Source organism: Stenotrophomonas sp. 85239_Sma, from assembly GCF_056481725.1.
In genome coordinates this window covers 1,502,991-1,525,029 of the sequence record NZ_CM151163.1, presented here as the reverse complement: position 1 = coordinate 1,525,029, position 22,039 = coordinate 1,502,991, and the positions used below count along the sequence as shown (strand labels likewise).

18 protein-coding genes and 2 tRNA genes are annotated in these 22,039 nt (G+C 67.5%); 14 read left to right on the top strand and 6 right to left on the bottom strand.

Going from position 1 to position 22,039, the window contains the following annotated elements; all coding sequences use genetic code 11:
• Nucleotides 1-51 precede the first annotated feature (51 nt).
• From pstC to rnt, 9 genes are all read left to right on the top strand, one after another.
• On the top strand, nucleotides 52-1,020 hold the full coding sequence (pstC, locus tag ACYKG1_RS07135; RefSeq protein ID WP_100471788.1) for a phosphate ABC transporter permease subunit PstC: 969 nt from the start codon (nucleotides 52-54) through the stop codon (nucleotides 1,018-1,020).
• Entirely contained in the window at nucleotides 1,020-1,883 is an 864-nt protein-coding gene (pstA, locus tag ACYKG1_RS07130) for a phosphate ABC transporter permease PstA (RefSeq protein ID WP_006428262.1), read from the top strand. Before pstC ends, pstA begins: the two co-directional genes overlap by 1 nt.
• A gap of 19 nt (nucleotides 1,884-1,902) precedes the next feature.
• Nucleotides 1,903-2,733 carry a phosphate ABC transporter ATP-binding protein PstB gene (gene pstB / locus ACYKG1_RS07125; protein WP_005408788.1) on the top strand — a complete coding sequence of 277 codons (831 nt, stop codon included), beginning with the start codon at nucleotides 1,903-1,905 and terminating at the stop codon, nucleotides 2,731-2,733.
• Nucleotides 2,734-2,798: 65 nt separating this feature from the next.
• The gene (phoU, locus tag ACYKG1_RS07120) at nucleotides 2,799-3,506 is read left to right on the top strand and encodes a phosphate signaling complex protein PhoU (RefSeq protein WP_049444209.1); all 708 of its coding nucleotides are present in this window, start codon (nucleotides 2,799-2,801) and stop codon (nucleotides 3,504-3,506) included.
• Nucleotides 3,507-3,744: 238 nt separating this feature from the next.
• A complete protein-coding gene (locus ACYKG1_RS07115) occupies nucleotides 3,745-4,110 on the top strand; it encodes an HvfA family oxazolone/thioamide-modified RiPP metallophore (RefSeq protein WP_478472235.1) in 366 nt (121 codons plus the stop codon).
• Nucleotides 4,097-4,972 (top strand): HvfB family MNIO-type RiPP peptide maturase, encoded by an 876-nt coding sequence (locus tag ACYKG1_RS07110; RefSeq protein ID WP_478472234.1) that lies wholly within the window; start codon nucleotides 4,097-4,099, stop codon nucleotides 4,970-4,972. Before ACYKG1_RS07115 ends, ACYKG1_RS07110 begins: the two co-directional genes overlap by 14 nt.
• Nucleotides 4,965-5,720, top strand: coding sequence for an HvfC family RiPP maturation protein (locus tag ACYKG1_RS07105; RefSeq protein ID WP_262227140.1), 756 nt, complete (start codon nucleotides 4,965-4,967; stop codon nucleotides 5,718-5,720). Before ACYKG1_RS07110 ends, ACYKG1_RS07105 begins: the two co-directional genes overlap by 8 nt.
• Before the next feature lie 24 nt (nucleotides 5,721-5,744).
• Entirely contained in the window at nucleotides 5,745-6,266 is a 522-nt protein-coding gene (locus ACYKG1_RS07100) for an HvfX family Cu-binding RiPP maturation protein (protein WP_478472233.1), read from the top strand.
• Nucleotides 6,267-6,435: 169 nt separating this feature from the next.
• Nucleotides 6,436-7,086, top strand: coding sequence for a ribonuclease T (gene rnt, locus ACYKG1_RS07095; protein ID WP_014036542.1), 651 nt, complete (start codon nucleotides 6,436-6,438; stop codon nucleotides 7,084-7,086).
• Between the two features lie 318 nt (nucleotides 7,087-7,404).
• Here rnt and ACYKG1_RS07090 read toward each other — a convergent pair whose 3' ends face one another.
• The 3 genes from ACYKG1_RS07090 to ACYKG1_RS07080 all read right to left on the bottom strand — a co-directional run bounded on the left by ACYKG1_RS07090 (nucleotide 7,405) and on the right by ACYKG1_RS07080 (nucleotide 12,752).
• Nucleotides 7,405-10,431 (bottom strand): two-component regulator propeller domain-containing protein, encoded by a 3,027-nt coding sequence (locus tag ACYKG1_RS07090; RefSeq protein WP_478472717.1) that lies wholly within the window; start codon nucleotides 10,429-10,431, stop codon nucleotides 7,405-7,407.
• 176 nt (nucleotides 10,432-10,607) lie between these two features.
• The gene (locus ACYKG1_RS07085; RefSeq protein ID WP_049446197.1) at nucleotides 10,608-12,017 is read right to left on the bottom strand and encodes an ATP-binding protein; all 1,410 of its coding nucleotides are present in this window, start codon (nucleotides 12,015-12,017) and stop codon (nucleotides 10,608-10,610) included.
• 6 nt (nucleotides 12,018-12,023) lie between these two features.
• On the bottom strand, nucleotides 12,024-12,752 hold the full coding sequence (locus ACYKG1_RS07080; protein WP_057498358.1) for a response regulator: 729 nt from the start codon (nucleotides 12,750-12,752) through the stop codon (nucleotides 12,024-12,026).
• A 204-nt stretch (nucleotides 12,753-12,956) separates the two neighbouring features.
• On the opposite strand from ACYKG1_RS07080, the gene ACYKG1_RS07075 reads away from it, so the two are divergent.
• Genes ACYKG1_RS07075 through ACYKG1_RS07065 form a run of 3 tightly spaced genes read left to right on the top strand, consistent with a single transcriptional unit; the run spans nucleotide 12,957 to nucleotide 17,592 of the window.
• Nucleotides 12,957-14,198 (top strand): efflux RND transporter periplasmic adaptor subunit, encoded by a 1,242-nt coding sequence (locus ACYKG1_RS07075; RefSeq protein ID WP_262084488.1) that lies wholly within the window; start codon nucleotides 12,957-12,959, stop codon nucleotides 14,196-14,198.
• On the top strand, nucleotides 14,195-16,153 hold the full coding sequence (locus tag ACYKG1_RS07070; protein WP_478472232.1) for a MacB family efflux pump subunit: 1,959 nt from the start codon (nucleotides 14,195-14,197) through the stop codon (nucleotides 16,151-16,153). Before ACYKG1_RS07075 ends, ACYKG1_RS07070 begins: the two co-directional genes overlap by 4 nt.
• The gene (locus ACYKG1_RS07065) at nucleotides 16,150-17,592 is read left to right on the top strand and encodes an efflux transporter outer membrane subunit (protein WP_478472231.1); all 1,443 of its coding nucleotides are present in this window, start codon (nucleotides 16,150-16,152) and stop codon (nucleotides 17,590-17,592) included. The genes ACYKG1_RS07070 and ACYKG1_RS07065 overlap by 4 nt, the downstream gene beginning before the upstream one ends.
• Nucleotides 17,593-17,645: 53 nt before the next feature.
• Here ACYKG1_RS07065 and rlmB read toward each other — a convergent pair whose 3' ends face one another.
• The 3 genes from rlmB to rnr form a co-directional block, all read right to left on the bottom strand.
• Nucleotides 17,646-18,389 (bottom strand): 23S rRNA (guanosine(2251)-2'-O)-methyltransferase RlmB, encoded by a 744-nt coding sequence (gene rlmB / locus ACYKG1_RS07060; RefSeq protein WP_100471781.1) that lies wholly within the window; start codon nucleotides 18,387-18,389, stop codon nucleotides 17,646-17,648.
• 92 nt (nucleotides 18,390-18,481) lie between these two features.
• Nucleotides 18,482-18,976 carry a GFA family protein gene (locus ACYKG1_RS07055; RefSeq protein WP_262084491.1) on the bottom strand — a complete coding sequence of 165 codons (495 nt, stop codon included), beginning with the start codon at nucleotides 18,974-18,976 and terminating at the stop codon, nucleotides 18,482-18,484.
• 84 nt (nucleotides 18,977-19,060) lie between these two features.
• Nucleotides 19,061-21,520, bottom strand: coding sequence for a ribonuclease R (rnr, locus tag ACYKG1_RS07050; protein WP_430541849.1), 2,460 nt, complete (start codon nucleotides 21,518-21,520; stop codon nucleotides 19,061-19,063).
• Nucleotides 21,521-21,648: 128 nt separating this feature from the next.
• Between rnr and ACYKG1_RS07045 the strand changes: the two genes are divergently transcribed.
• Together ACYKG1_RS07045 and ACYKG1_RS07040 are read left to right on the top strand one after the other, a co-directional pair.
• Nucleotides 21,649-21,733 (top strand) — tRNA-Leu (locus tag ACYKG1_RS07045).
• A gap of 205 nt (nucleotides 21,734-21,938) precedes the next feature.
• Nucleotides 21,939-22,023: transfer RNA gene (locus ACYKG1_RS07040), tRNA-Leu, on the top strand.
• The last annotated feature ends 16 nt before the right edge of the window (nucleotides 22,024-22,039 follow it).

The window sequence follows — 22,039 nt, the reverse complement described above, 5'->3', positions numbered from 1 at the left end:
CCGCCTCTTCCACGCCGTACCGCCCCGCCCCTTCCTGGCCCCGCCGTCCCCATGAATGCCATCGCCCAGCCTGTAGCCGCCTCGTCCACGCGTGATGCGCGTGATGCCCGCAACGACAAACTGTTCCGATGGGTGCTGGTCGGCACCGTCATCTTCGTCCTGATCGCCCTGGCCTGCGCCGCGCTGTCGATGCTGTGGGGCGGCCGCCATGCCCTACAGATGCAGGGCCTGAGCTTCTTCTTCTCCGCCGACTGGAATCCGGTCGAAAACAAGTTCGGTGCCCTCGCCCCGATCTACGGCACCCTGGTCACTGCGATCATCGCGATGGTCATCGCCGTGCCGGTCAGCTTCGGCATCGCCTTCTTCCTCACCGAAGTCGCGCCGCGCTGGCTGCGTGGCCCGATCGGTACCGCCATCGAACTGCTGGCCGGCATCCCCTCGATCATCTACGGCATGTGGGGCCTGTTCGTGCTGGTGCCGGTGATGACCGAGTACGTCACCCCGTTCCTCAACGAGACGCTGGGCGAATGGCCGGTCATCGGCCCGCTGTTTCAGGGCCCGCCGCTGGGCATCGGCATGCTTACCGCCGGTTTCGTGCTGGCCATCATGGTCATTCCGTTCATCTCTTCGGTGATGCGCGAAGTGTTCCTGACCGTACCGACCCGCCTGAAGGAATCGGCCTACGCGCTCGGCTCCACCAAGTGGGAAGTGAGCTGGGACATCGTCCTGCCCTACACCCGTTCTGCGGTGATCGGCGGCATCTTCCTCGGCCTTGGCCGCGCCCTGGGCGAGACGATGGCGGTGGCCTTCGTGATCGGCAACAGCGTGCGCCTGTCGCCGTCGCTGCTGGAACCGGGCACCACCATCGCCGCGCTGATCGCCAACGATTTCGGCGAAGCCACTGAAACCTACCGTTCGGCCCTGCTGCTGCTCGGCTTCGTCCTCTTCATCGTCACCTTCGTGGTGCTGGCCATTGCCCGCCTGATGCTGATGCGCCTGTCCCGCAAGGAGGGCAACTGATGTCCACCACCGCTGATTCGCTGTACCTGCGCCGTCGCATCGGCAACGTCGTTGCGATCACCGCCTCCTGTGCCACCGCCTTGTTCGGCCTGTTCTTCCTCGGCTGGATCCTGTTCACCCTGGCCTCCAAGGGCCTGGCCGGCATCAACCTGGACCTGTTCACCAAGATGACACCGCCGCCGATGCAGGAAGGCGGCCTGGCCAATGCCTTCTTCGGTAGCGCGGTGATGTGTGCGCTGGCGATCGGCATCGGCACGCCGCTGGGCGTGCTGGCCGGCACCTGGCTGGCCGAGTATGGCAACGCCCGCAAAGCCGGCACCGTGGTCCGCTTCGTCAACGACATCCTGCTGTCGGCCCCGTCGATCGTGCTCGGCCTGTTCGTCTACACCCTGTACGTGATGCAGACCGGCGGCAACTTCTCGGCGTTCGCCGGTGCCCTGTCGCTGGCCTTCATCGTGCTGCCGGTGGTGGTGCGCACCACCGACGAGATGCTGCGCCTGGTGCCTTCGCAGATGCGCGAAGCGGCGCTGTCGCTGGGCATCCCGCAGTGGAAGGTGATCGTGCAGGTGCTGTACCGAAGTGCGTCGGCCGGCATCATCACCGGCATCCTGCTGGCCCTGGCGCGCATTTCCGGCGAGACCGCACCGTTGCTGTTCACTGCCTTCGGCAACCAGTACTGGAACAACAACATCTTCCAGCCGATGGCTTCGGTGCCGGTGGTGATGAACCAGTTCGCCGGAAGCCCGTACGAATCCTGGCAGGTGCTGGCCTGGGCCGGTGCCCTGGTGCTGACTGTCTTCGTGTTGCTGGTCAGCCTTGCCGCCCGCGGCATCCTGCTGCGCAACCGTATCTCCCATGACTGACCTTTCCGTGGATAACGCCATGAACGACCTTTCCAACGCCGTGCCGATGCAGCGCATCGCCGTGCCGTCCTCGCACGAGAGCCTGCACACGCCGTCGCCGGTGAAGCTGGCTGCGCGTGGACTGGACTTCTACTACGACAAGTTCCATGCCCTGAAGGGCATCAACCTGGAGATTCCGGAAAAGCGCGTGACCGCGCTGATCGGTCCCTCCGGCTGCGGCAAGTCGACCCTGCTGCGCATCTTCAACCGCATCTACGCGCTGTACCCGAAGCTGGAAGCGCGCGGTGAGGTGCTGCTGGACGGCGAGAACATCCTGTCGCCGAAGTACCCGATGAACCGCCTGCGCAGCAAGGTCGGCATGGTGTTCCAGAAGCCGGTGCCGTTCCCGATGACCATCTTCGAGAACGTGGCCTACGGCATCCGCCACCACGAGAAGCTGAGCAAGGCCGACATGGCCGACCGCGTCGAGCAGGCGCTGCGCCAGGGCGCGCTGTGGGACGAAGTGAAGGACAAGCTGGGGCAGAGCGCACTGGGCCTGTCCGGCGGCCAGCAACAGCGCCTGTGCATCGCCCGTGCCGTGGCCCTGCGCCCGTCGGTGCTGCTGCTGGACGAACCGACCTCGGCGCTGGACCCGATCTCGACCAGCCGCATCGAGCAGCTGGTGGAAGAGCTCAAGCACGAGTACACCATCGTGATCGTCACCCACAACATGCAGCAGGCCGCCCGCGTGTCCGACTACACCGCCTTCATGTACCTGGGCGACCTGATCGAGCACGACCGCACCGAAGTGATCTTCTCGCAGCCGTCGCAGCGGCAGACCGAGGACTACATCACCGGCCGCTTCGGCTGATCGACGCCGTCCCTTCGCCACATGTCCCAGCCAGGCATGGCCTGGCTCTACCCGGATTGCAGACCATGAATCTTCCCAACGACCACATCGTCAAGAGCTACGACGAAGAGCAGCAGCGCCTGGTGGCCGAAATCGTGCGCATGGGCGAAATGGCCGTCGCCCAGCTCGAAGCGGCGATGGACGTGATCGAGAAGCGCGACGAGAACGCTGCCCATCGCATCATCGCCAACGACGAAGCGATCGATGCGCTGGAACAGCAGATCAGCCACGACGTGATGCGGCTGGCGCTGCGTGGCCCGATGGCGCGCGACCTGCGCGAAATCCTGGCCGGCCTGCGCATTCCGGCCGACATCGAGCGTATCGGTGACTATGCCGCCAACGTCGCCAAGCGCTCGATCGCGCTGGGCAAGGTGCCGCCACTGCCGCAGATCCAGGGCCTGCGTGCGCTGGGCCGCCTGGCCGCGCAGCAGGTCCGCCGTGCCATTGCCGCCTACCGCGACAACGACGCCGACGCCGCGCTGGAACTGCGTGAAGACGACGCCCGCCTGGACGCGCAGTACACCGCGCTGTTCCGCGAGCTGCTGACCTACATGATGGAAGACCCGCGCAACATCACCCCGTGCACGCACCTGCTGTTCATGGCCAAGAACCTGGAGCGCGTGGGCGACCATGCCACCAACATCGCCGAGAACGTGTGGTTCCTGGTGCACGGTGAGCAGCCGCTGCCGCCGCGTGAAAAGCGCGACGAGACCTCCAGCACCGGCCAGATCTGACGCTGCACTGCAACACCGGAGACGACTCCAAGGTGGCCGCTGTCCTGGTGACAGCGGCCTTCTTTTTTTGGGGTATGCCACCCGGATTGTGGGCGCCGGGCCTGCCCGGTGCGAAGCTGCCGGATGCTTCTGTAACAAATCTCACGAAAATTTGAGTACTTGGCGAGGATTCGTTGAGTAGGATCGCTGCACCATCGATTCACCCCGGGCACCTGCCCACCACCCAGGAGCAATACCGATGAGCAGTTCCAACAAGACGCTGTCCCTGCTGACCGCTACCGCCCTGGCCGCCGGCCTGGGCATGACCGCCAGTGCCTCGGCCTTCAGCATGAGCGACCTCGCCCAGGGCTATCTGGTCGCCGGCCAGGCGGCAAAAGCTGCCGATGCCAAGCACGCCGAAGGCAAGTGTGGTGCCGACGACAAGAGCGCCGAGGGCAAGTGCGGTGGTGACAAGGGCAAGGCTGCCGAGGGCAAGTGTGGCGAAGGCAAGTGTGGCGCCGACAAGGGCAAGGCTGCGACAGGCGCTGCCGCCGGTGCCAAGGCCGGCGACAAGAAGTCGGCCGAAGGCAAGTGCGGCGAAGGCAAGTGCGGTGGCAAGCACTGACGTCCGCGCCAGCGCCGTCCACCCGCGGTCGCCGCTTCGCGCGGCGGCCGCCGGGTTGGGCCTGCGCAGGGCGCTGCTGCAGGATCTGCGTGACGCTCCGGCAGGCGATTTCGATTTCCTCGAATGTGCACCGGAGAACTGGATCCACGTCGGTGGTCCCGCCGGTGACGCGCTGGCCGAACTGGCGCAGCGTCACCCGTTGAGCTGCCACGGCCTGTCGCTGTCGCTGGGCGGCAGCGCACCACTGGATACCCAGCTGCTTGAGCAGGTCGGCCAGTTCCTCGAAAAGCACCGCGTGCCGCTGTACAGTGAACACCTGAGCTACTGCAGCGACGACGGCCACCTGTACGACCTGCTGCCGATTCCGTTCACCGACGAAGCGGTGCGCCACACCGCGGCACGCATCGCCCGCGTGCAGGACCTGCTCGGCCGCCGTATCGCGGTGGAGAACGTGTCCTATTACCTGGCGCCGGATCCGGCGATGGACGAGCTGGCGTTCACCAATGCGGTGCTCGCCGAGGCCGACTGCGACCTGCTGCTGGACGTCAACAACGTCTACGTCAACGCCTGCAACCACGGCTACGATGCCGACAGCTTCATCGCCGGCCTGCCTGCACAGCGCATCGTCTGCCTGCACGTGGCTGGGCACCTGGACGAAGCTCCGGACCTGAAGATCGATACCCATGGCAGCGCGGTGATCGATCCGGTCTGGGAGCTGCTGGCGCGAACCTATGCACGCATCGGCCCACGCCCGACCCTGCTCGAACGCGACTTCAATTTTCCGCCCTATGCAGAACTGCAGGGCGAGCTGCAGACCATCCGCCGCCTGCAGGCCACGCATGCCGGAGCTGCACATGGCTGATGCCGCCGATACCCTGCGCGCGCAGCAGCATGCATTCACCGCGCACCTGCGCGATCCGCAAGCGGTGCCGGCACCAGCCGGCCTGGATCCACGCCGGCTGGCGGTGTACCAGCACCTGCTGTTCAACAACCTGCTGGGGCTCCTGAGCAACGGTTTTCCGGTCTGCGTTCGCCTGCTCGGCGAACCGGCATGGAGCGCGCTCGTGCGCCACTACTTCGCCACCCATCGCTGCCAGACTCCCCTGTTCACCGAGCTGGCCGCCGAGTTCGTGCAATGGCTGCAGGTACAGCCGCAGCTGCCGCACCCGGCGCTGGCCGAACTGGCCCACTACGAGTGGGTGGAAACCGCGCTGTATCAGTTGCAGGCCGAGCGGCTGCCTGCGCCGGGTGATGTCGATCCGCTGCGCGTACGACTGCAGCGCTCGCCGTTGGCGTGGCCGCTGCTGTATCAGTGGCCGGTGCATCGGCTGGGTGCCGAGGATGCGCCGACGCAGCCGCCCACCGAACCGACCGGCCTGCTGGTCCGCCGCGAAGCCGATGGCGAAGTGCGCTTCGCTACGCTCAGCCCGTTGGCGGTGTACCTGCTGTCCAGCATCGGCGAACAGCCTGGGCTGGAAGGTCATGCCTACCTGCAACGACTCGCCACCACGCATGGCCTGGCCGTCGATGCGCTGGCCGGACCCGGTGCCGCGCTGCTGCGGCAATTCCTGCAGGCCGGCGTGATCGGGCCGCTCACAGCCCCTCCCTGACACCTCTTTCGCGGAGATCCCCTGATGAACCTTCCGACCCTGGCCACCGCGCGCGGCCAGCTGGACCGTCTCGCCCCCTGGCTGGCCCCGCTCGGCCTGCGCCTGCTGCTGGCCTGGGAATTCTTCGAATCCGGCCGCGAGAAGCTGCGCGGTCAGAACTGGTTCGCTGACCTGCAGGACGCCTTTCCATTCCCGTTCGACCAGTTGCCGGCCGCCCTGAACTGGCAACTGGCGACCTGGTTCGAACTGGTCGGGGCGGCCTGCCTGCTGTTTGGCTTCGGTACCCGTTTCGCCGCCGCCAGTCTGCTGGTACTGACCGTGGTGGCCACCTATGCGGTGCATTGGCCGATGGAGTGGAACTCGCTGGCCGAGCTGGCGATGGGCTATGCGATCAGCGACCAGGGCTTCGGCAACTTCAAGCTGCCGGTGCTGTTCATGGCCATGCTGCTGCCGCTGATCTTCACCGGTGCCGGCAAGCTGAGCGTGGACGCATGGTTGGCCCGATGGCAGCCATCCACCACCACGGCACCGCGCGCAGTCCGGTAGATGCCGACCTTGGCCGGCGCGCGCCGTGGCAACCATGGTTGCCACCTACCGGCATCCTGAGCGCACGGTGCACCGGTGGGTGTCGACCTTGGTCGACACGCTCCTACGCAGCGAACCGGTGCATCACAGGCCAGCCAGGCGCTCGGGGGCGCTCTGCTAGAATTCACGCATGACTGACCCCACCCCCGCACCTGCCGCCGCTCCCGATTCCGCAGTCCCCCAGGCGCAGCGCGCGATGTCACAACGCTTCCGCGGCTTCCTGCCGGTGGTGGTGGATGTGGAAACCGGCGGCTTCGACAGCCAGCGCAATGCGCTTCTGGAAATCGCTGCGGTGCCGATCGAGATGGACGAGAACGGCCTGCTTTACCCCGGCCAGACCGCCAGTGCCCACGTGGTCCCGGCCGAAGGCCTGGAAATCGACCCGAAGTCGCTGGAAGTGACCGGCATCATCCTCGACCACCCATTCCGGTTGGCCAAGGAAGAAAAGGCGGCGCTGGACCACATCTTCACTCCGGTGCGTGCGGCGATGAAGAAATACGGCTGCCAGCGCGCGATCCTGGTCGGCCACAACGCCCATTTCGACCTGGGCTTCGTCAACGCCGCAGTGGCGCGGACCGGCCACAAGCGCAACCCGTTCCATCCGTTCAGCGTGTTCGACACGGTCACCCTGGCCGGTATCGCGTACGGGCAGACCGTGCTGGCGCGTGCGGCCACCGCCGCCGGGTTGGGTTGGGATGCGAATGAAGCGCACAGCGCGGTGTATGACACCGAGCAGACCGCGCGCCTGTTCTGCACGATCGCCAACGCCTGGCCGCGATAAGGCAGCCAACGGCGGAGCCCCTCGTGGCGGGAAGCGAATCATCGGTTGGGCCGGGCAAGGTGGGGTCGCGGGGGACGCCGTGAACCCGTCCCTGGGGGCTTAGCCGCGCCATCCATGGCGCGGATACCCCCGCGACCCCACCCTGCCCGGCCTTCGACAGGTTGCTGGCCGCCACGGAAAGATCAGAAAAGCGGAAGCAACAGCGGGTCGCTGCGCTCGTTGCGGGCTGCCGATCACCGCTTTGGTGGGTCACTTCTCTGGTGGGTGCCGACCGTTGGTACGGCAACACCCGTAGATCCACGCCATGCGTGGATGCGATCAACCGATGCTCGTGCGATCCCGGCCATCGCTCTTGGCGCGGTACAGAGCACGGTCGGCACGCTGGTACAGCAGCGCCGGGGTGCGGTCGTCGGCATCGAGCTCCACCAGGCCCGCGCTGAAGGTCACGCGCAGGCCTTCCACACCGGCCCAGTCGGGATGGTCGTGGAACAGCCCGCGCAGGCGTGCGCACAGCTGCGCGGCTTCCTCCAGTCGGGTGTCATTGAGCAGCAGCGCGAACTCTTCGCCGCCGGTGCGCGCCGGCAGGTCGGAGTCGCGGCAGGCCGCCGCGATCAACGTCGCCACCTGCACCAGCACCGCATCACCGGTGCTGTGGCTGTGGCGGTCGTTGACGTCCTTGAAGTGGTCGATATCCAGCACCACCAGGCACAATGGGTGACCACTGCGCTGCGAACGCGCGAAGTCGCGGGCCAGGGTTTCATCAAAGGCGCGGCGGTTGGCCAGGCCGGTCAGGGCGTCTTCGCGGGCCTGGCGCTCGAACGCCTCGGCCTGGCGAGCCAGGCGCTCGGCCAGTTCGGTCTTTTCCTGGTTCAGCGCCTGCAGGTGCACGGTCTTGGCCTGCAGGTCGAAGGTCGCTTCGTCCACCCGCCGCGCCAGGCGCAGGTTGCTGGCCTTCAGCTGCTGCAGCAGCAGGCGGTACAGCAACACCAGCCCGGCCAGCAGCAACAGTCCACCCAGCACCTGCACGCTGCGTCGCTGCCACCAGAACGGCTCCACGGTGAAGCTCCATACGGCTTCCTGCTGGCCCCAGCTGCCACCCGGATGGGCAGCGGCCACGTGCAGGGTGTAGTCGCCCGGAGGCAGGCCGACGAACTCGACGCTGCGCTGCGGCCCACGCTCCACCCAGCCAGCATCGAGGCCATCCAGCCGCGTGCGGTAGCGGATCCGGTCGGACATCAGGTAGCTCAGGCCGACATAGCTCACCGCCAGCCGGCGGCCACCGGGAATGGAGTTGCGATCCGGCCCCTCCCAATGCACCGGCGCACCATCCACCTGCACGCTCTCGATCGCGGCCGGCGGCGATGGCCGCTCGCGGAAGCGCTGCAGCCGCTGCGGGTCGACCGTGCTCAGGCCACCGGCGGTGACCACCCAGAACGTGCCGTCCTGGCGCAGGATCGCCGATGGGCTTGAGCTGCCGTTGGCCTGTGCATTGGCCATGCCGTCGATCTCGTTGTAGCGCTCCACCTCTACCCGTGGCGTGCGGCCATCGGCCACTGCATTGAGGGTCGCCATGTCGGTGCGCAACACACCACGGTTGCTGCTGATCCACACGTTGCCGAGGCGGTCCGGCACCAGCTGGAACACCGCATCCACCGGCATGCCCTGCTCCAGGCCGACCCGCGCCAGCGCACCGTTGCGCCAGCGGTACAGGCCGCGATCGCTGCTGATCCACATCGCATCGCCCAGCTGGTGGAAACCGAACACGCTGCGGCCTCCCCCCAGCGGGGCTAGGTCGATCGACTGCACATGGTCGCCGCGCAGCACGCGGATGCCTTCGATGGTGCCGATCCACAGGTTGCCCTGATGGTCATGCTCGAGCGCGGTGATCAGGCCGCCAGGCATGCCCGGCACGTTCGAGACCTGTACACGGTCGCCGTCGATGCGTACCACGCCCTTCTGCGTGCCGGCCCAGACCACGCCCTGCGGGCCAACGCTGATCGCACGGATGTTGCCACCCGGCATGCCATCGGCGGCCGCATAGTTGTGGCGCAGGCGCCCATCGCGGCCCAGCCGGTAAACGCCATCGCCGAAGGTTCCCACCCACAGGTCACCGTCCGGTCCCTGCGCAAGGCTCAGTACCGAGGGTGCCTTGCCGCCGCGGTTGTGCAGCGGTATCGCGCGGAAACGGCCGTCGGCAGCCTGCAGGTCAAGGCCACTGGCGCTGCCGACCCACAACTGCCGGTTGCGATCCTCGAACACCGTGCGCACATAGTCACCACTGAGCCCATCGCGCTCGGTGTAGCTGCTGAACAACGTTTCGCGCAGGCGATACAAGCCACCGTTGGCCCCTACCCAGATGCTGCCTTCGGCATCCTCGCGCAGGCTGACCACCCGTCCACCCGGCAGGTTCAGGCCGGCCGGCAACCGCTCCAGGCCATGCGCGGAGATGCGCAGCAGGCCCTGGTTCTCGGTGCCCAGCCACAGGTCACCATGCCGGTCCTGCAGCATCGAGGTCATGTGCAGCTGGCCCGGCAGGCGGTGCACCAGCACCAGCTGGTCGTCCTCCACCCGGTACAGGCGCTCGCCGGCGACGATCCACAGTGCGCCATCCGGCGCCCGGTACGGCCACGACAGGCCACTGCCGGCGCCCAGCCCCCATGCGGCGGGCGCGCGCTTGAGTACCCCATCGTTGTCGCGCAGCACCAGCCCATCGAGCGTGCCGACCCAGACCCGGTCCTGTGCATCGACCACCAGCTTGGTGAAGCTCATCGCCATCGGCAGGTCCGCCGCCGGTGCCTGGTAGACGATGCCGGTGTCCGGCGTCAGATAGCCAACGCCCTTGCCTTCGAACAGCAGCCACAGCCGGCCCTGGCTGTCCATCTGCATGGACTGGATCAGCACCTGCGGTGTACCGGCCTGGTGCTCCCATACCCGCCACTGGCCGTCGCTGCCGCGATGGCTGACATTGCCGCGCGAATCGCTGATCCACAGCCCGCCTTGGCGGTCGACGAACAGTGCGCCGATGCCGTTGTCGCGCAGGCCCGGGCGCGTGCTGCGGTCGAACACGGTGAAATCCAGGCCGTTGTAGCGCACCAGCCCTTCCCATGTGGCGAACCACAGATGGCCCTCCGGCGTCTGCGCGATGTCGCGCAGCGAGTTGTGCGGCAGCCCGTTGCGCGAGGTCCATACATCGATGGCGTAATCGCGCAGCGGCGGCGCACCATCCTGTGCCGCCAGCGGCAGCGCAAGGGCCAGCAGCAGCCACAGCAGGCCCTGCCGCAGCGCCCGCCTGAATCCTGATGTGCGGCGCTCCACCCAGCGCCCCTCGTCCCCCTGCCCGCCCATCACCGCAACGGCGGCGGCCAGGTGCGGCTGCAAGGCACGGCAGCATGCGGGAACTGCCAGGCAGCGCGGAACGGCATGCCGGCGGGAACGGGCTGGCTCATCGGGGGGAGACTGGGGAGATGCGCAGATGATAGGCCAAACCCCGGCCCCGGCGTCACCGTGCGCAGCCCTCCGGCTCAGCCGGCGCGGCCGGGCGCCACCACCTGGGCACTGGCCGGCCACTGCACCACCGCCTCCAGCCCACCTTCGGCCCGGTTGCGCAGCCACAGCCGGGCTCCGTCCTTCTCGGCCAGAGCGCGGGCAATGGTCAGGCCAAGGCCCGCCCCGCCGGTCTCGCGCGAACGCGAGGTTTCCACCCGCACGAAGGGATCGAACACCGCCTCCAGCTGCTCCTCGGCCAGGCCCGGGCCGTCATCGGCCACCACCACGGTGATCGCACCGCCGCTGCGCTCGACCCGTACCCGCGCCCGCTGCGCATACATCACCGCGTTGTCCACCAGGTTCGAGAACAGCCGATGCATGGCCAGCGGCCGCAGCATCAGCACCGAACCACTGCCGCCTTCGAAGACCACATCGGCGCCGCCTTCGGCGGTGTCCTCGACAATGCTCTCCAGCAGCGAATCGAGGTCGAGTGCGGCGCGCTGCTCGGCACTTTCGGCGCTGCGGGCCAGTTCCAGGCCCTCGCGCACCAGCGCCTGCATCGCCGCCAGGTCGCCGATCAGGCGCTCGCGCAGGGCCTCGTCGCTGACATTCTCCAGGCGCAGGCGCAGCCGGGTCAGTGGCGTCTGCAGGTCATGGGTGATCGCCGCCAGCATCTGCGTGCGTTCGGCCAGGTGCCGCTGCAGGCGGTGCTGCATGGCATTGAACGCTTCGGCGGCGCGCTGCACTTCGCGCGGGCCGCGCAACGGCAACGGGTCGCGCTGCAGATCATCGCCGAGATCTTCGGCGGCGGCGGCCAGCTCCTGCAGCGGCGCGCTGGCCATGCGTGCAACGATGTAGGCCAGCACCGCGATGGCCAGCACCAGCAGGGTCAGGAACCACGGGTCCACGGCGAGGATGCCGTTGTGCGCCACCGCTGGCGAGTCCAGCGCCAGCTTCAGCAGCGTGCCGTCGTTGAGGGTCACGTCCACCGCGCGGCATTTGGGCGGGATGAACGCCGGGTCGCGTTCGCGCGGCGGCCGCCGGTGGCCCGGTGGCGGCGGCGGCAACAGGTCCTGCAGCTTGGGAATGCAGGAACGGAACGAAGCGAAATGCACATGCGCGCGCGACACCGGCCCGGGGCGGTCTTCCAGCACTTCCATCAACGCCGTATCGGCCCGCCCGAGGCGGGCGCCGGGTTGCAGTGCGCGGACGCTCGGCCCACCGATCGCCAGCAGGCGCTCGCGCAGCTCCGGATTGCCGTCCAGCAGGTTGACGTAGCCCTGCAGGCGGTCGGCAATGCGGTTCAGGTTCTGCCGCTCGAACTCCTGCTGGCGCTTGGAGGTGGCCAGCATGGTCGCGCCGATCGCAGCCACCGCCATGCCCAGCAGCAGGATCACGAACAACCGCCCGACCATCGAGGACAGGAAATGGCGCAGGCGCTTCATCGCGGCTTATTCCAGGTTTACCGAGGAGGCCAGCACGTAGCCTTCGTTGCGCACGGTCTTGATCAGTCCGTCCGGACCACCGTCGTCGCCCAGCTTGTTGCGCAGGCGGCTGACCTGCAGATCGATGGCGCGGTCCTGCGCCTCGTAGTTGCGGCCGCTGCTGAGCGCGACCAGCTGCTCGCGCGACAGCACCTTGTTGGCGTGGGCAATGAACACCCGCAGCAGGCGGAATTCGGCGCCGGACAGCACCACCACGCGGTCGTCCGGATCGACCAGGTGGCGATGCTCCAGGTCGAACACCCAGCGCGAGAAGCGCGCACGGCGCACCGCCAGCGGCTCCAGGTTGGCCGGCAGCGCCTCGGTCCGGCGCAGCACGTTGCGGATGCGCGCCAGCAGCTCGCGCGGTTCGAACGGCTTGGCCAGGTAGTCGTCGGCACCCATTTCCAAGCCCAGCACGCGGTCGATCGGCTCGGCACGTGCGGTCAGCATGATCACCGGCGTGTTCGAGCGCGCGCGCAGGTCGCGGCACAGGGTCAGGCCATCCTCGCGCGGCAGGTTGAGGTCGAGCACGATCAGGTCCACGTGCTCACGGTCCAGCAGCTGGCGCATGGCGGTGCCATCGGCGGCCGTGCTCACCTGGTAGCCGGCACGGCCGAGCTGTTCGGCCAGCAGGGTGCGGATGTCGTTGTCGTCGTCGACGATCAGCAGTCGATGCATCGGGTTTTCAGTCTCCATGTCGCGATCATCCCGTGTCGGCAGCTGAACCGCATCCGGGGCCATGCGTACCAGTGTATCCACCCACGGGCGGGATACCTGTGGTTACGCGTATTCACCGACAGTGTTACATACAGACATGTCCCGAGGATTGAGCCGTCCATCGCCCGGTCTTCACAATGCCCACCAACGCCGCCCGTGCGGCCCCCAGAGTGAAGCCACGACGTGACGTTCCGCCTGCTGCCCGCGACCCGCCGGGGTCGCCTGATACTGATCGGCCTGCTTGCCCTTGCCGTCGCCGTTGCCGCCTGGTGGCTGCTGCGCAAGCCCGCCGCCCCTGCGGTGGCGACCACCCCGGTCAGCCGCGGCGACATCGAGCAGACGGTGGAGGCCACCGGCGTGATCGACGCCTACAAGCTGGTCAGCGTCGGTGCGCAGGCCTCGGGCCAGATCAAATCGCTGAAGGTGCAGCTGGGCGACACCGTGAAGGAAGGCGATCTGATCGCCGAGATCGACGCCACCACCCAGCAGAACCAGGTGCTCAACGCGCAGGCCTCGCTGGACCAGGTCACTGCCCAGCGCGCCGTGCAGCAGGCTACCCTGCGCCAGGCCGAACTGGAATTCGCACGCCAGCAGCAGATGCTGGCCGCCGAGGCCACCTCGCGCCAGGAATACGATGCCGCCGAAGCGCAGCTGAAGACCGCCCGTGCCCAGCTGCAGTCCTACGAGGCACAGATCAAGGGCCGCGAAACCGAACTGGGCACCGCCCGCGCCAACCTGGCCTACACCCGCATCACCGCGCCGATGGATGGCACCGTGGTGGCGGTGGTGGCCGAGGAAGGCCGCACGGTGAATGCCAACCAGACCGCACCGACCATCGTCATGCTGGCGCGGCTGGACGTGGTCACGGTCAATGCCGAGATTTCCGAGGCCGACGTGGTCAAGATCAAGGCCGGCATGCCGGTGTACTTCACCACGCTGGGTGATCCGGACCGCAAGTACCACGCCACGCTTCGCCAGATCAATCCGGCGCCGGCCTCGATCGCCAACGAGAGTTCGTCCAGCTCGAGCAGCTCGTCCAGCTCCAGTTCCAGCAGCGCGGTCTACTACAACGCGCTGTTCGACGTGGAGAACCCGGATGGCACGCTGCGCATCGACATGACCGCGCAGGTATCGGTGCTGCTCAAGCAGGCCAAGGGCGTGCTGATGGTGCCGGCGGTGGCACTGGGGCCGAAGCGCCGTGGCGACGAGCGCATGGTGCGGGTGCTGGATGACAACGGCCAGCCGCAGCCGCGCAAGGTCACCGTGGGCATCAACAACGGCGCTTCGGCCGAGATCCTGTCCGGTTTGCAGGAAGGCGAGCGCGTGGTGGTGGGCGAAGCCGGTGCGGCCGGTGCCAATGCCGGCGGCGGCAACCGCGGCGGCATGCAGATGCGGGTCGGCGGCCCGGGCATGGGACGCCGATGAGCACGGCGGCGCCTCTGCTGCGCCTGCGCGACCTTCGACGCGAGTTCCCGGCCGGCGACGATGTGATCGCCGTGCTGCGTGACGTCAACCTCGACATCCACGCCGGTGAGATGGTGGCCATCGTCGGCCAGTCCGGCTCAGGCAAGTCGACGCTGATGAACATCCTCGGCTGCCTCGATCGTCCCACCCGTGGCAGCTACCAGGTGGCCGGCCGCGAAACCGGGAAGATGGAACCGGACGAGCTGGCCGAACTGCGACGCGAGCATTTCGGCTTCATCTTCCAGCGGTACCACCTGCTGGGCGACCTCGATGCACGCGGCAACGTGGAGGTGCCGGCAGTGTATGCCGGCAGCCCGGGCGCAGTGCGCAACGCCCGCGCCGAGCAGCTGCTGCAGCGGCTCGGCCTGGGCGACCGCATGCACCACAAGCCCGGCCAGCTGTCCGGCGGCCAGCAGCAGCGCGTGTCGATCGCGCGTGCGCTGATGAACGGCGGCGAGGTGATCCTGGCCGACGAACCAACCGGCGCGCTCGACACGAAGTCCGGCGAGGAGGTGATGGCGATCCTCGGTGAACTGCACGCCGAAGGCCACACCATCATCATCGTCACCCACGACATGAGCGTGGCCGAACACGCACAGCGCATCATCGAGATCCGCGACGGCGAGATCATCGCCGACCGCGCCAACCCGAACGCACCGACCTACCGTGCGCAGCGCGAGGCCAGCACCGGCGTTGCCCGCGGCAACAGCTGGCGGGCGGCGCGCGACCGCTTCACCGAAGTGTTCCGCATGGCGCTGCTGGCGATGAACGCACATCGGCTGCGTACCTTCCTGACCATGCTCGGCATCATCATCGGCATCGCCTCGGTGGTCTCGGTGGTGGCGTTGGGCAACGGCTCGCAGCAACAGATCCTGCAGAACATCAGCGCGCTCGGCACCAACACCATCGATGTCTACCCCGGCCGCGGCTTCGGCGATATGCGCTCGGCGCGGGTGCAGACGCTGAAGGCCAGCGATGCCGATGCACTGGCAAGGCAGAGCTACGTGGACAGCGCCACCCCCAGCGTGTCGACCTCGGTCACCGCGCGTTACCGCAACCAGTCCTCCACCGCCCAGGTCAGCGGCGTCGGCGAGCAGTTCTTCCGGGTCAAGGGCGTGACCCTGCTCAGTGGCAGCTTATTCGACAGCGATGCAGTGAAGGGCCTGGGCCAGGTGGCGGTGATCGATGAGAACACCCAGACCCAGTTCTTCCCCGATGTCGATCCGGTCGGCCAGGTGATCCTGCTCGGCAACGTGCCGGCACGCGTGGTCGGCGTGGCCAAGCGCCAGAGTTTCGGCTTCGGCGGCAGCACCAGCCTCAGCGTGTGGGTGCCCTACACCACGGTGATGTCGCGCATGCTCGGCCAGAGCCACGTGTCCAGCATCACCGTGCGCGTGGACGACGCCACGCCGATGGATGCCGCGCAGGAAGCGATCACCCGCCTGCTGACCCTGCGCCATGGCACCGAGGACTTCTTCCTCAGCAACAGCGCCGAGATCCGGCAGACCATCGAGCAGACCACGCGCACGATGACGCTGCTGATCGGCGCCATCGCCGCCATCGCGCTGCTGGTGGGCGGCATCGGCGTGATGAACATCATGCTGGTGTCGGTGACCGAGCGCACCCGCGAGATCGGCGTGCGCATGGCCGTGGGTGCACGGCAGAGTGATATCCGCCAGCAGTTCCTGATCGAAGCGGTGCTGGTGTGCCTGCTCGGCGGCGTGCTCGGCATCGGCCTGGCCCTGCTGCTGGGCTCGATGATCGGCCGCTTCGCCAGCGACTTCCAGGTGCTGTTCTCCACCGCCTCGATCGTCGCCGCGTTCGCCTGCTCGACCCTGATCGGGGTGGCGTTCGGCTTCCTGCCCGCGCGCAACGCCGCGCAGCTCGATCCGGTGGAGGCCCTGGCCCGCGAATGAAGATGATGATGATCCGACTGCCCTTCCCTGCATCCCCGCGCCAGCTGCTGGCGGGCGCCGTTCTGCTCGCCCTGTCCGGCTGTGCATCGGTCGACCGCTATCCCGTGCACGCCCCCGACGTGGCGGCCCGCTACGGGCGTGGCGATGCCACCCTCAACGCACCGGCCGACGACCCGCGCAGCAGCCTGGACACCCCGGGTCGCGACATCCGCCAGGACACCTGGTGGACCGGCTTCGGCGATGAACGCCTGGACCGGCTGGTGGCACAGGCGCTGGCTGCCAACAGCGACCTGGCTGCCGCCGGCCTGGCCGTGCAGCGTTCACGCCTGCAGGCCGGCCTGGCCGGCAACGCGCTGTGGCCGCAGCCGTCGTCGTCCGGTGTCAGCGGCAGCGCCAGCCGCGCGACCGACCAGGCCGACGACTGGCGCCGCAGCTATTCCACCGGCGTCTCGCTGGGCTGGGAAGTGGACCTGTGGGGGCGCCTGCGCGCGCAGCGTGACATCGCCCGCTGGGAAGCCCAGGCCAGCGAGGAAGACCGGCAGAACACGGCCCTGCTGGTGATCAGCGACACCATCACCCAATACTGGAACCTGGCCTACCTCAACCAGTCCATCGCCACCGGCCAGGCCAACCTGGAGCGGCTGGAGCGCACCCGGGAACTGGTGCAGGCCCGCTTCGACGCCGGTGCGGTATCGCGCCTGGAAGTCCGCCAGGCACTGCAGAACCTGCAGTCGCAGCGGTCCTCGCAGAGCGCGCTGGAACAGCAACGGGTGGAAGTGCGCAATGCGCTGACCGTGCTGCTGGACGGCACGCCCTGGCCCCAGCAGGACGAACCGCAGGACCTGCTGGGCGCACGCAGCCCCTTCATTGCCGAAGGCCTGCCGGCCGACCTGCTCGGCCGCCGCCCCGACCTGCGCGCGGCCGAACTGCGCCTGCGCAACAGCCTGAAGACCATCAAGGTCACTGCAACCCAGTACTACCCGGCACTGAGCCTGACCGGCAGCCTCGGTTCCAGCGCGACCTCGCTGGGCGATGTGCTGCGCAACCCGGTGGCCACGCTGGGCGCCGGCCTGTCACTGCCCTTCCTCAACCTGCAGCGCGCGCAGCTGGACACCGACATCGCCGGCACCGCCTACCAGATCGCCGCCAGCAACTTCCGCAAGACGCTGTACACCGCGCTCTCGGAAGTGGACAACGCGCTGTCGGCACGCGAGCAGCTGGCGCGCCAGGTGGCGGCCTCGCAGGCCTCGTACGACGAAGCGGTGGAAGTGGAGCGCGCGCAGGAAGTGCGCTACCGCGTGGGCGCTACCGACCTGCGCACGTGGCTGGAGGCACAGCAGACCCGGCGCGATGCCGAACTGTCGCTGGCGCGCGTGCGCCAGGGCCAGCTGAACAACGACGTGACCCTGTTCAAAGCGCTGGGCGGCAGCGCGGGGTAAGGCTTTGGGAGCGCCAACCAAGGTTTGCGGCCCCGATTACATGGCGCTGCCGATCAACCGCGCTGGCGCACGGCCTCGAACAGGCTGACGCCGGCGGCGACGGAGACGTTCAGGCTCTCGATCTCGCCCGGCATCGGGATCTTGACCAGGCCATCGCAGTTCTCGCGGGTCAGGCGGCGCAGGCCATCGGCTTCGCCGCCCAGCACCAGGGCGATGTTGCCCTTCAGGTCCAGCTGGTACAGCGACGCGGTGGCTTCGCCGGCCAGGCCGTAGATCCACACACCCTGCTTCTGCAGGTCCTTCAGGCAGCGCGACAGGTTGGTCACCGCCACCACCGGGATGAGATCGGCAGCACCGGCCGAGGTCTTGCGCACGGTGGCATTCACCGTAGCCGACTTGTCCTTCGGGATGATCACCGCGGTCGCACCGGCGGCAGCGGCCGAACGCAGGCAGGCGCCGAGGTTGTGCGGATCCTGCACTTCATCCAGCACCAGCAGCAGGGCCTTGCCCTCCGCCGCTGCGACCAGGCCTTCCAGTTCGTTCTCGCTGTAGGTGCGGGCGGCGGCATAGCGCGCGGCCACGCCCTGGTGGCGCACCGAACCGCCAACACCGTCCAGCGCCTGGCTGTTCACCTTGCGCACGTCGATGCCCTTGCGGCGGGCGTTTTCTTCGATCTCGGTCAGGCGCGGGTTCTTCGCACCGGCCTCGACCAGCACTTCGCGGACGTTCTCGGCGTCGTTCTCGATGGAGGAGGCGACGGCGTTGACGCCGACAATCCACTGGCTGTTCTTGCTCATGCGGGCGGGGACCGGAAAGGGGGTGGCTATGGTAGAGCATCGGCGCCGACCGCGCTGCGCGCTCGCCGGGCCGTGCCCGGCGCACCCGCCGCTCAGCCTTCGGCGGAGCGGCTGCGCGGCGGCCAGTGCGGAGTGTCGTGGTCGGGGTGCTGGTGGGACACGATCGTGGCCAGGAATTCCAGCGCCGCGACGTCTTCCTCGGTGCGCCGTTCCGGCAGGCTCGACAGGCTGTCCACAAACGGCACCTTGCGCTCCACACCGTACTGGATCGTCGGCGGCAGGCGTTCGGGTTCGTCGAAGGCGCCAGCGGCCACCGCCACGCCATCCGGCGCCTCGTAGGTCAGGGGGGTGCCGCAGTCGGCGCAGAAGCCACGCCGCACCACGTTGGACGACTGGAAATAACGCGGCTGGCCGCGGGTCCAGCTGAACTGCACGCCGCGCACCGACACCAGCGGTGCGTAATAGGCACCAAACGCCTTCTGGCACATCCGGCAATGGCAGATGGAACTGTGGGTCAGCTCGCCGCGCACCTGGAAGCGGATCGCGCCGCACTGGCAGCCGCCGCTGAATTCGGGTTGGCCCTGCATGGTGCGCTCCTCCGAAACGTCGTGCCAACCCACGGTTGGCACCTACCGGGTGAAGTGGGTGCCGACCGTGGGTCGGCACGCCTTTCAATACTGCTTCTTGGTCCGCTTGGCCGGCTTGCCACGCTCAGGCAGCGCGGGCAGGCCGTCGCCCTCGTCTTCGCCCTTGTGTTCGACCAGGCGGAAGTCGATCTTGCGTTCTTCCATGCTGGCCTTCAGCACCAGGATGCGCACGCGGTCGCCCAACCGATAACTGCTGCCGCGGCGTTCACCGGTCAGCGTCTTGCGGGTGGCGTCGAACTTGTAATAGTCCTGCGGCAGCTGGGTCACATGGACCAACCCCTGCACCTTCGACTCATCCAGCTCCACGAACAGTCCAAAGCTGGTGACGCCGCTGATCACACCGTCGAACTGGCCGCCCACGTGCTTTTCCATCCATGCCGCGCGGTAACGCTCGTCGACTTCGCGCTCGGCCTCATCAGCACGACGTTCGCGCTCGGAACACTGCAGCGCCAGGGCCGCCATTTCGCGCGCGTTGTAGGTGAACTTGTCCAGCGGCTTGCCGGACAACGCGTGCTTGATCGCGCGGTGCACCAGCAGGTCGGGATAGCGGCGGATCGGCGAGGTGAAGTGCGCGTACGCCTCCAGCGCCAGGCCGAAGTGGCCGTGGTTCTCCGGGCTGTAGATGGCCAGGCTCTGGCTGCGCAGCAGCACCGATTCCAGCAGCGTTGCATCGGGACGATCGCGGATCTTCTTCAGCAGCTTGGTGTAATCGCCCGGGCGCACCTTCGACCACGGCGGCAGGCTCAGCTTGAACTCCTTGAGGAATTCCAGCAGGTCGGCGTACTTGGTTTCCGGCGGCTTCTCGTGGATGCGGTACGGGGCCGGCACGTGGCGCGACAGCAGGTACCTGGCCGCCTCCACATTGGCCGCGATCATGCACTCCTCGATCAGCTTGTGCGCGTCGTTGCGCACCAGCATGCCGGCCTGGGTGACTTCACCACGGTTGTCCAGCACGAAGCGCACTTCACTGCTTTCGAACTCGATGGCGCCACGCTTGGCACGTGCCTTGGACAGCACCTTGTACAACTGGTGCAGGCGCTGCACCTGCGGCAGCAGGTCGCCCATCCAGGCCTTGGTATCGGCATCGTCCTCGCCCACCGCCTTCCACACCTGGGTGTAGGTCAGGCGCGCATGCGAATTCATCACCGCCTCGTAGAAGCGCGAATGCGTGACCAGGCCATCGCGATCGATCTGCATGTCGCACACGAAGCACATGCGGTCGACCTTCGGCATCAGCGAGCAGATGCCATTGGACAGGGTCTCCGGCAACATCGGCACCACGAAGCCCGGGAAGTACACCGAGGTGGCGCGCTTCTGCGCCTCTTCATCCAGCGGCGTACCGGGGCGGACGTAGTTGGACACGTCGGCGATGGCCACCACCAGGCGGAAACCTTCGGCATTCGGTTCGCAATACACCGCGTCGTCGAAGTCCTTGGCATCTTCACCGTCGATGGTGACCAGCGGCGTGCTGCGCAGGTCGACGCGGTCGCCGATCATGGCCGGCTCGACCACCAGCGGCACCGAAGCCGCTTCGTCCAGCACCTCCTGCGGGAACTCGAACGGCAGCTCGTGGCCGTGGATGGCGGTCTCCACCACCAGCGACGCGGTCAGCTTGTCGCCGAGCACGGCGATGATGCGGCCGATCGGCGGACGGCGGCTGTCCGGCGCCTGGGTCAGTTCGCAGACCACCAGCTGGCCGTCGCGTGCACCACCGGTCTGGTCCGGCGGCACCTGCACGTTGCGCTGCACCCGCTTGTCGTCGGGCACCACATAGTTGATGCCCATCTCGATGCTGAAGCGGCCGATCAGGCGGGTCATGCCGCGTTCGAGCACGCGGGCGATGCTGCCTTCGCGACGGCCACGGTGATCGATGCCGGTCACGCGGGCCAGCACCTTGTCGCCGTGCATCACCTTGCGCATCTCATACGGGGGCAGGAACAGGTCGTCGCCGCCTTCGACCGGGCGCAGGAAGCCGAACCCTTCGGGGTTGGCGATCACCACGCCGGTGACCAGGTTCAACGTCTGGATCGGAGCGAAACCACCCCGGCGGTTCTGCACCAGCTGGCCATCGCGGACCATGGCGCCGAGCCGGCGCGACAGCGCTTCAGCCCGGTCTGGTGCGGTCAGGCCCAGGCGCGCGCCCAGTTCCTCGGCGGTCTGCGGCCCTTCGCAGCGCTCCAGCAGGGCCAGGATGGCCTCACGGCTGGCGATGGGTTGTTCGTATTTCTCGGCTTCGCGTGCGGCATAGGGATCGTCGATCACCTTGCCGGTCGGCGGCAGCTTGCGGCCCGGAGCAGGCCCCGGCGCATCCATATTGCGGGCCTTGCGGCCACGCGGCGCGGCGCCGCCTTCATTCAATTCGGGGAACCAGCCCGGCAAAGGCTTGCCTGGCTTGGGGGTGCGGGCCGCGCCCGTCTTGGCGCCTTTCTTCGGGCCCTGGCTGCGGGACGTGCTCCCGCCCTTGCTTGGTTTTTTGGTAGTCATCGCCCTACATGGTAGCCGCTGACGGCGTGCAGAACGGGTCAGCGGCCGTCTTGAAGGTCCTGCGTGAAAAATATTCAGGAAATCGTTGACAGCCTGCGGGTTCATCTTCACAATTGCGCCTCTGGAACGCCCAGGTGGCGGAATTGGTAGACGCACTAGTTTCAGGTACTAGCGGGTAAAACCGTGGAGGTTCGAGTCCTCTCCTGGGCACCATCGAAAAAACTCCTCGCTTCGGCGGGGATTTTTTTTGCCTGAGATCCCACAGCGGGGTCGGATCCCTTTCCACAGGAAAGGGCTCTGACGCCAAGCGAGTGGGTTGGGGTCAGAGCCCGTTCCGCACGCGAAACGGGATCCGACCCCGGATCCAGAAAAGGTGTTGACACCCCCGTCACGGCACCCCATAATCTCGCTCCTCGACGCCCAGGTGGCGGAATTGGTAGACGCACTAGTTTCAGGTACTAGCGGGTAAAACCGTGGAGGTTCGAGTCCTCTCCTGGGCACCACGTCGAGAATGAGAAA

Coding starts and splice junctions, on each gene's coding strand:
- pstC (WP_100471788.1), top strand. CDS start 52: ATGAATGCCATCGCCCAGCCTGTAGCCGCCTCGTCCACGCGTGATGCG.
- pstA (WP_006428262.1), top strand. CDS start 1,020: ATGTCCACCACCGCTGATTCGCTGTACCTGCGCCGTCGCATCGGCAAC.
- pstB (WP_005408788.1), top strand. CDS start 1,903: ATGAACGACCTTTCCAACGCCGTGCCGATGCAGCGCATCGCCGTGCCG.
- phoU (WP_049444209.1), top strand. CDS start 2,799: ATGAATCTTCCCAACGACCACATCGTCAAGAGCTACGACGAAGAGCAG.
- ACYKG1_RS07115 (WP_478472235.1), top strand. CDS start 3,745: ATGAGCAGTTCCAACAAGACGCTGTCCCTGCTGACCGCTACCGCCCTG.
- ACYKG1_RS07105 (WP_262227140.1), top strand. CDS start 4,965: ATGGCTGATGCCGCCGATACCCTGCGCGCGCAGCAGCATGCATTCACC.
- ACYKG1_RS07100 (WP_478472233.1), top strand. CDS start 5,745: ATGAACCTTCCGACCCTGGCCACCGCGCGCGGCCAGCTGGACCGTCTC.
- rnt (WP_014036542.1), top strand. CDS start 6,436: ATGACTGACCCCACCCCCGCACCTGCCGCCGCTCCCGATTCCGCAGTC.
- ACYKG1_RS07090 (WP_478472717.1), bottom strand. CDS start 10,431: ATGGGCGGGCAGGGGGACGAGGGGCGCTGGGTGGAGCGCCGCACATCA.
- ACYKG1_RS07085 (WP_049446197.1), bottom strand. CDS start 12,017: ATGAAGCGCCTGCGCCATTTCCTGTCCTCGATGGTCGGGCGGTTGTTC.
- ACYKG1_RS07080 (WP_057498358.1), bottom strand. CDS start 12,752: ATGGAGACTGAAAACCCGATGCATCGACTGCTGATCGTCGACGACGAC.
- ACYKG1_RS07070 (WP_478472232.1), top strand. CDS start 14,195: ATGAGCACGGCGGCGCCTCTGCTGCGCCTGCGCGACCTTCGACGCGAG.
- ACYKG1_RS07065 (WP_478472231.1), top strand. CDS start 16,150: ATGAAGATGATGATGATCCGACTGCCCTTCCCTGCATCCCCGCGCCAG.
- rlmB (WP_100471781.1), bottom strand. CDS start 18,389: ATGAGCAAGAACAGCCAGTGGATTGTCGGCGTCAACGCCGTCGCCTCC.
- ACYKG1_RS07055 (WP_262084491.1), bottom strand. CDS start 18,976: ATGCAGGGCCAACCCGAATTCAGCGGCGGCTGCCAGTGCGGCGCGATC.
- rnr (WP_430541849.1), bottom strand. CDS start 21,520: ATGACTACCAAAAAACCAAGCAAGGGCGGGAGCACGTCCCGCAGCCAG.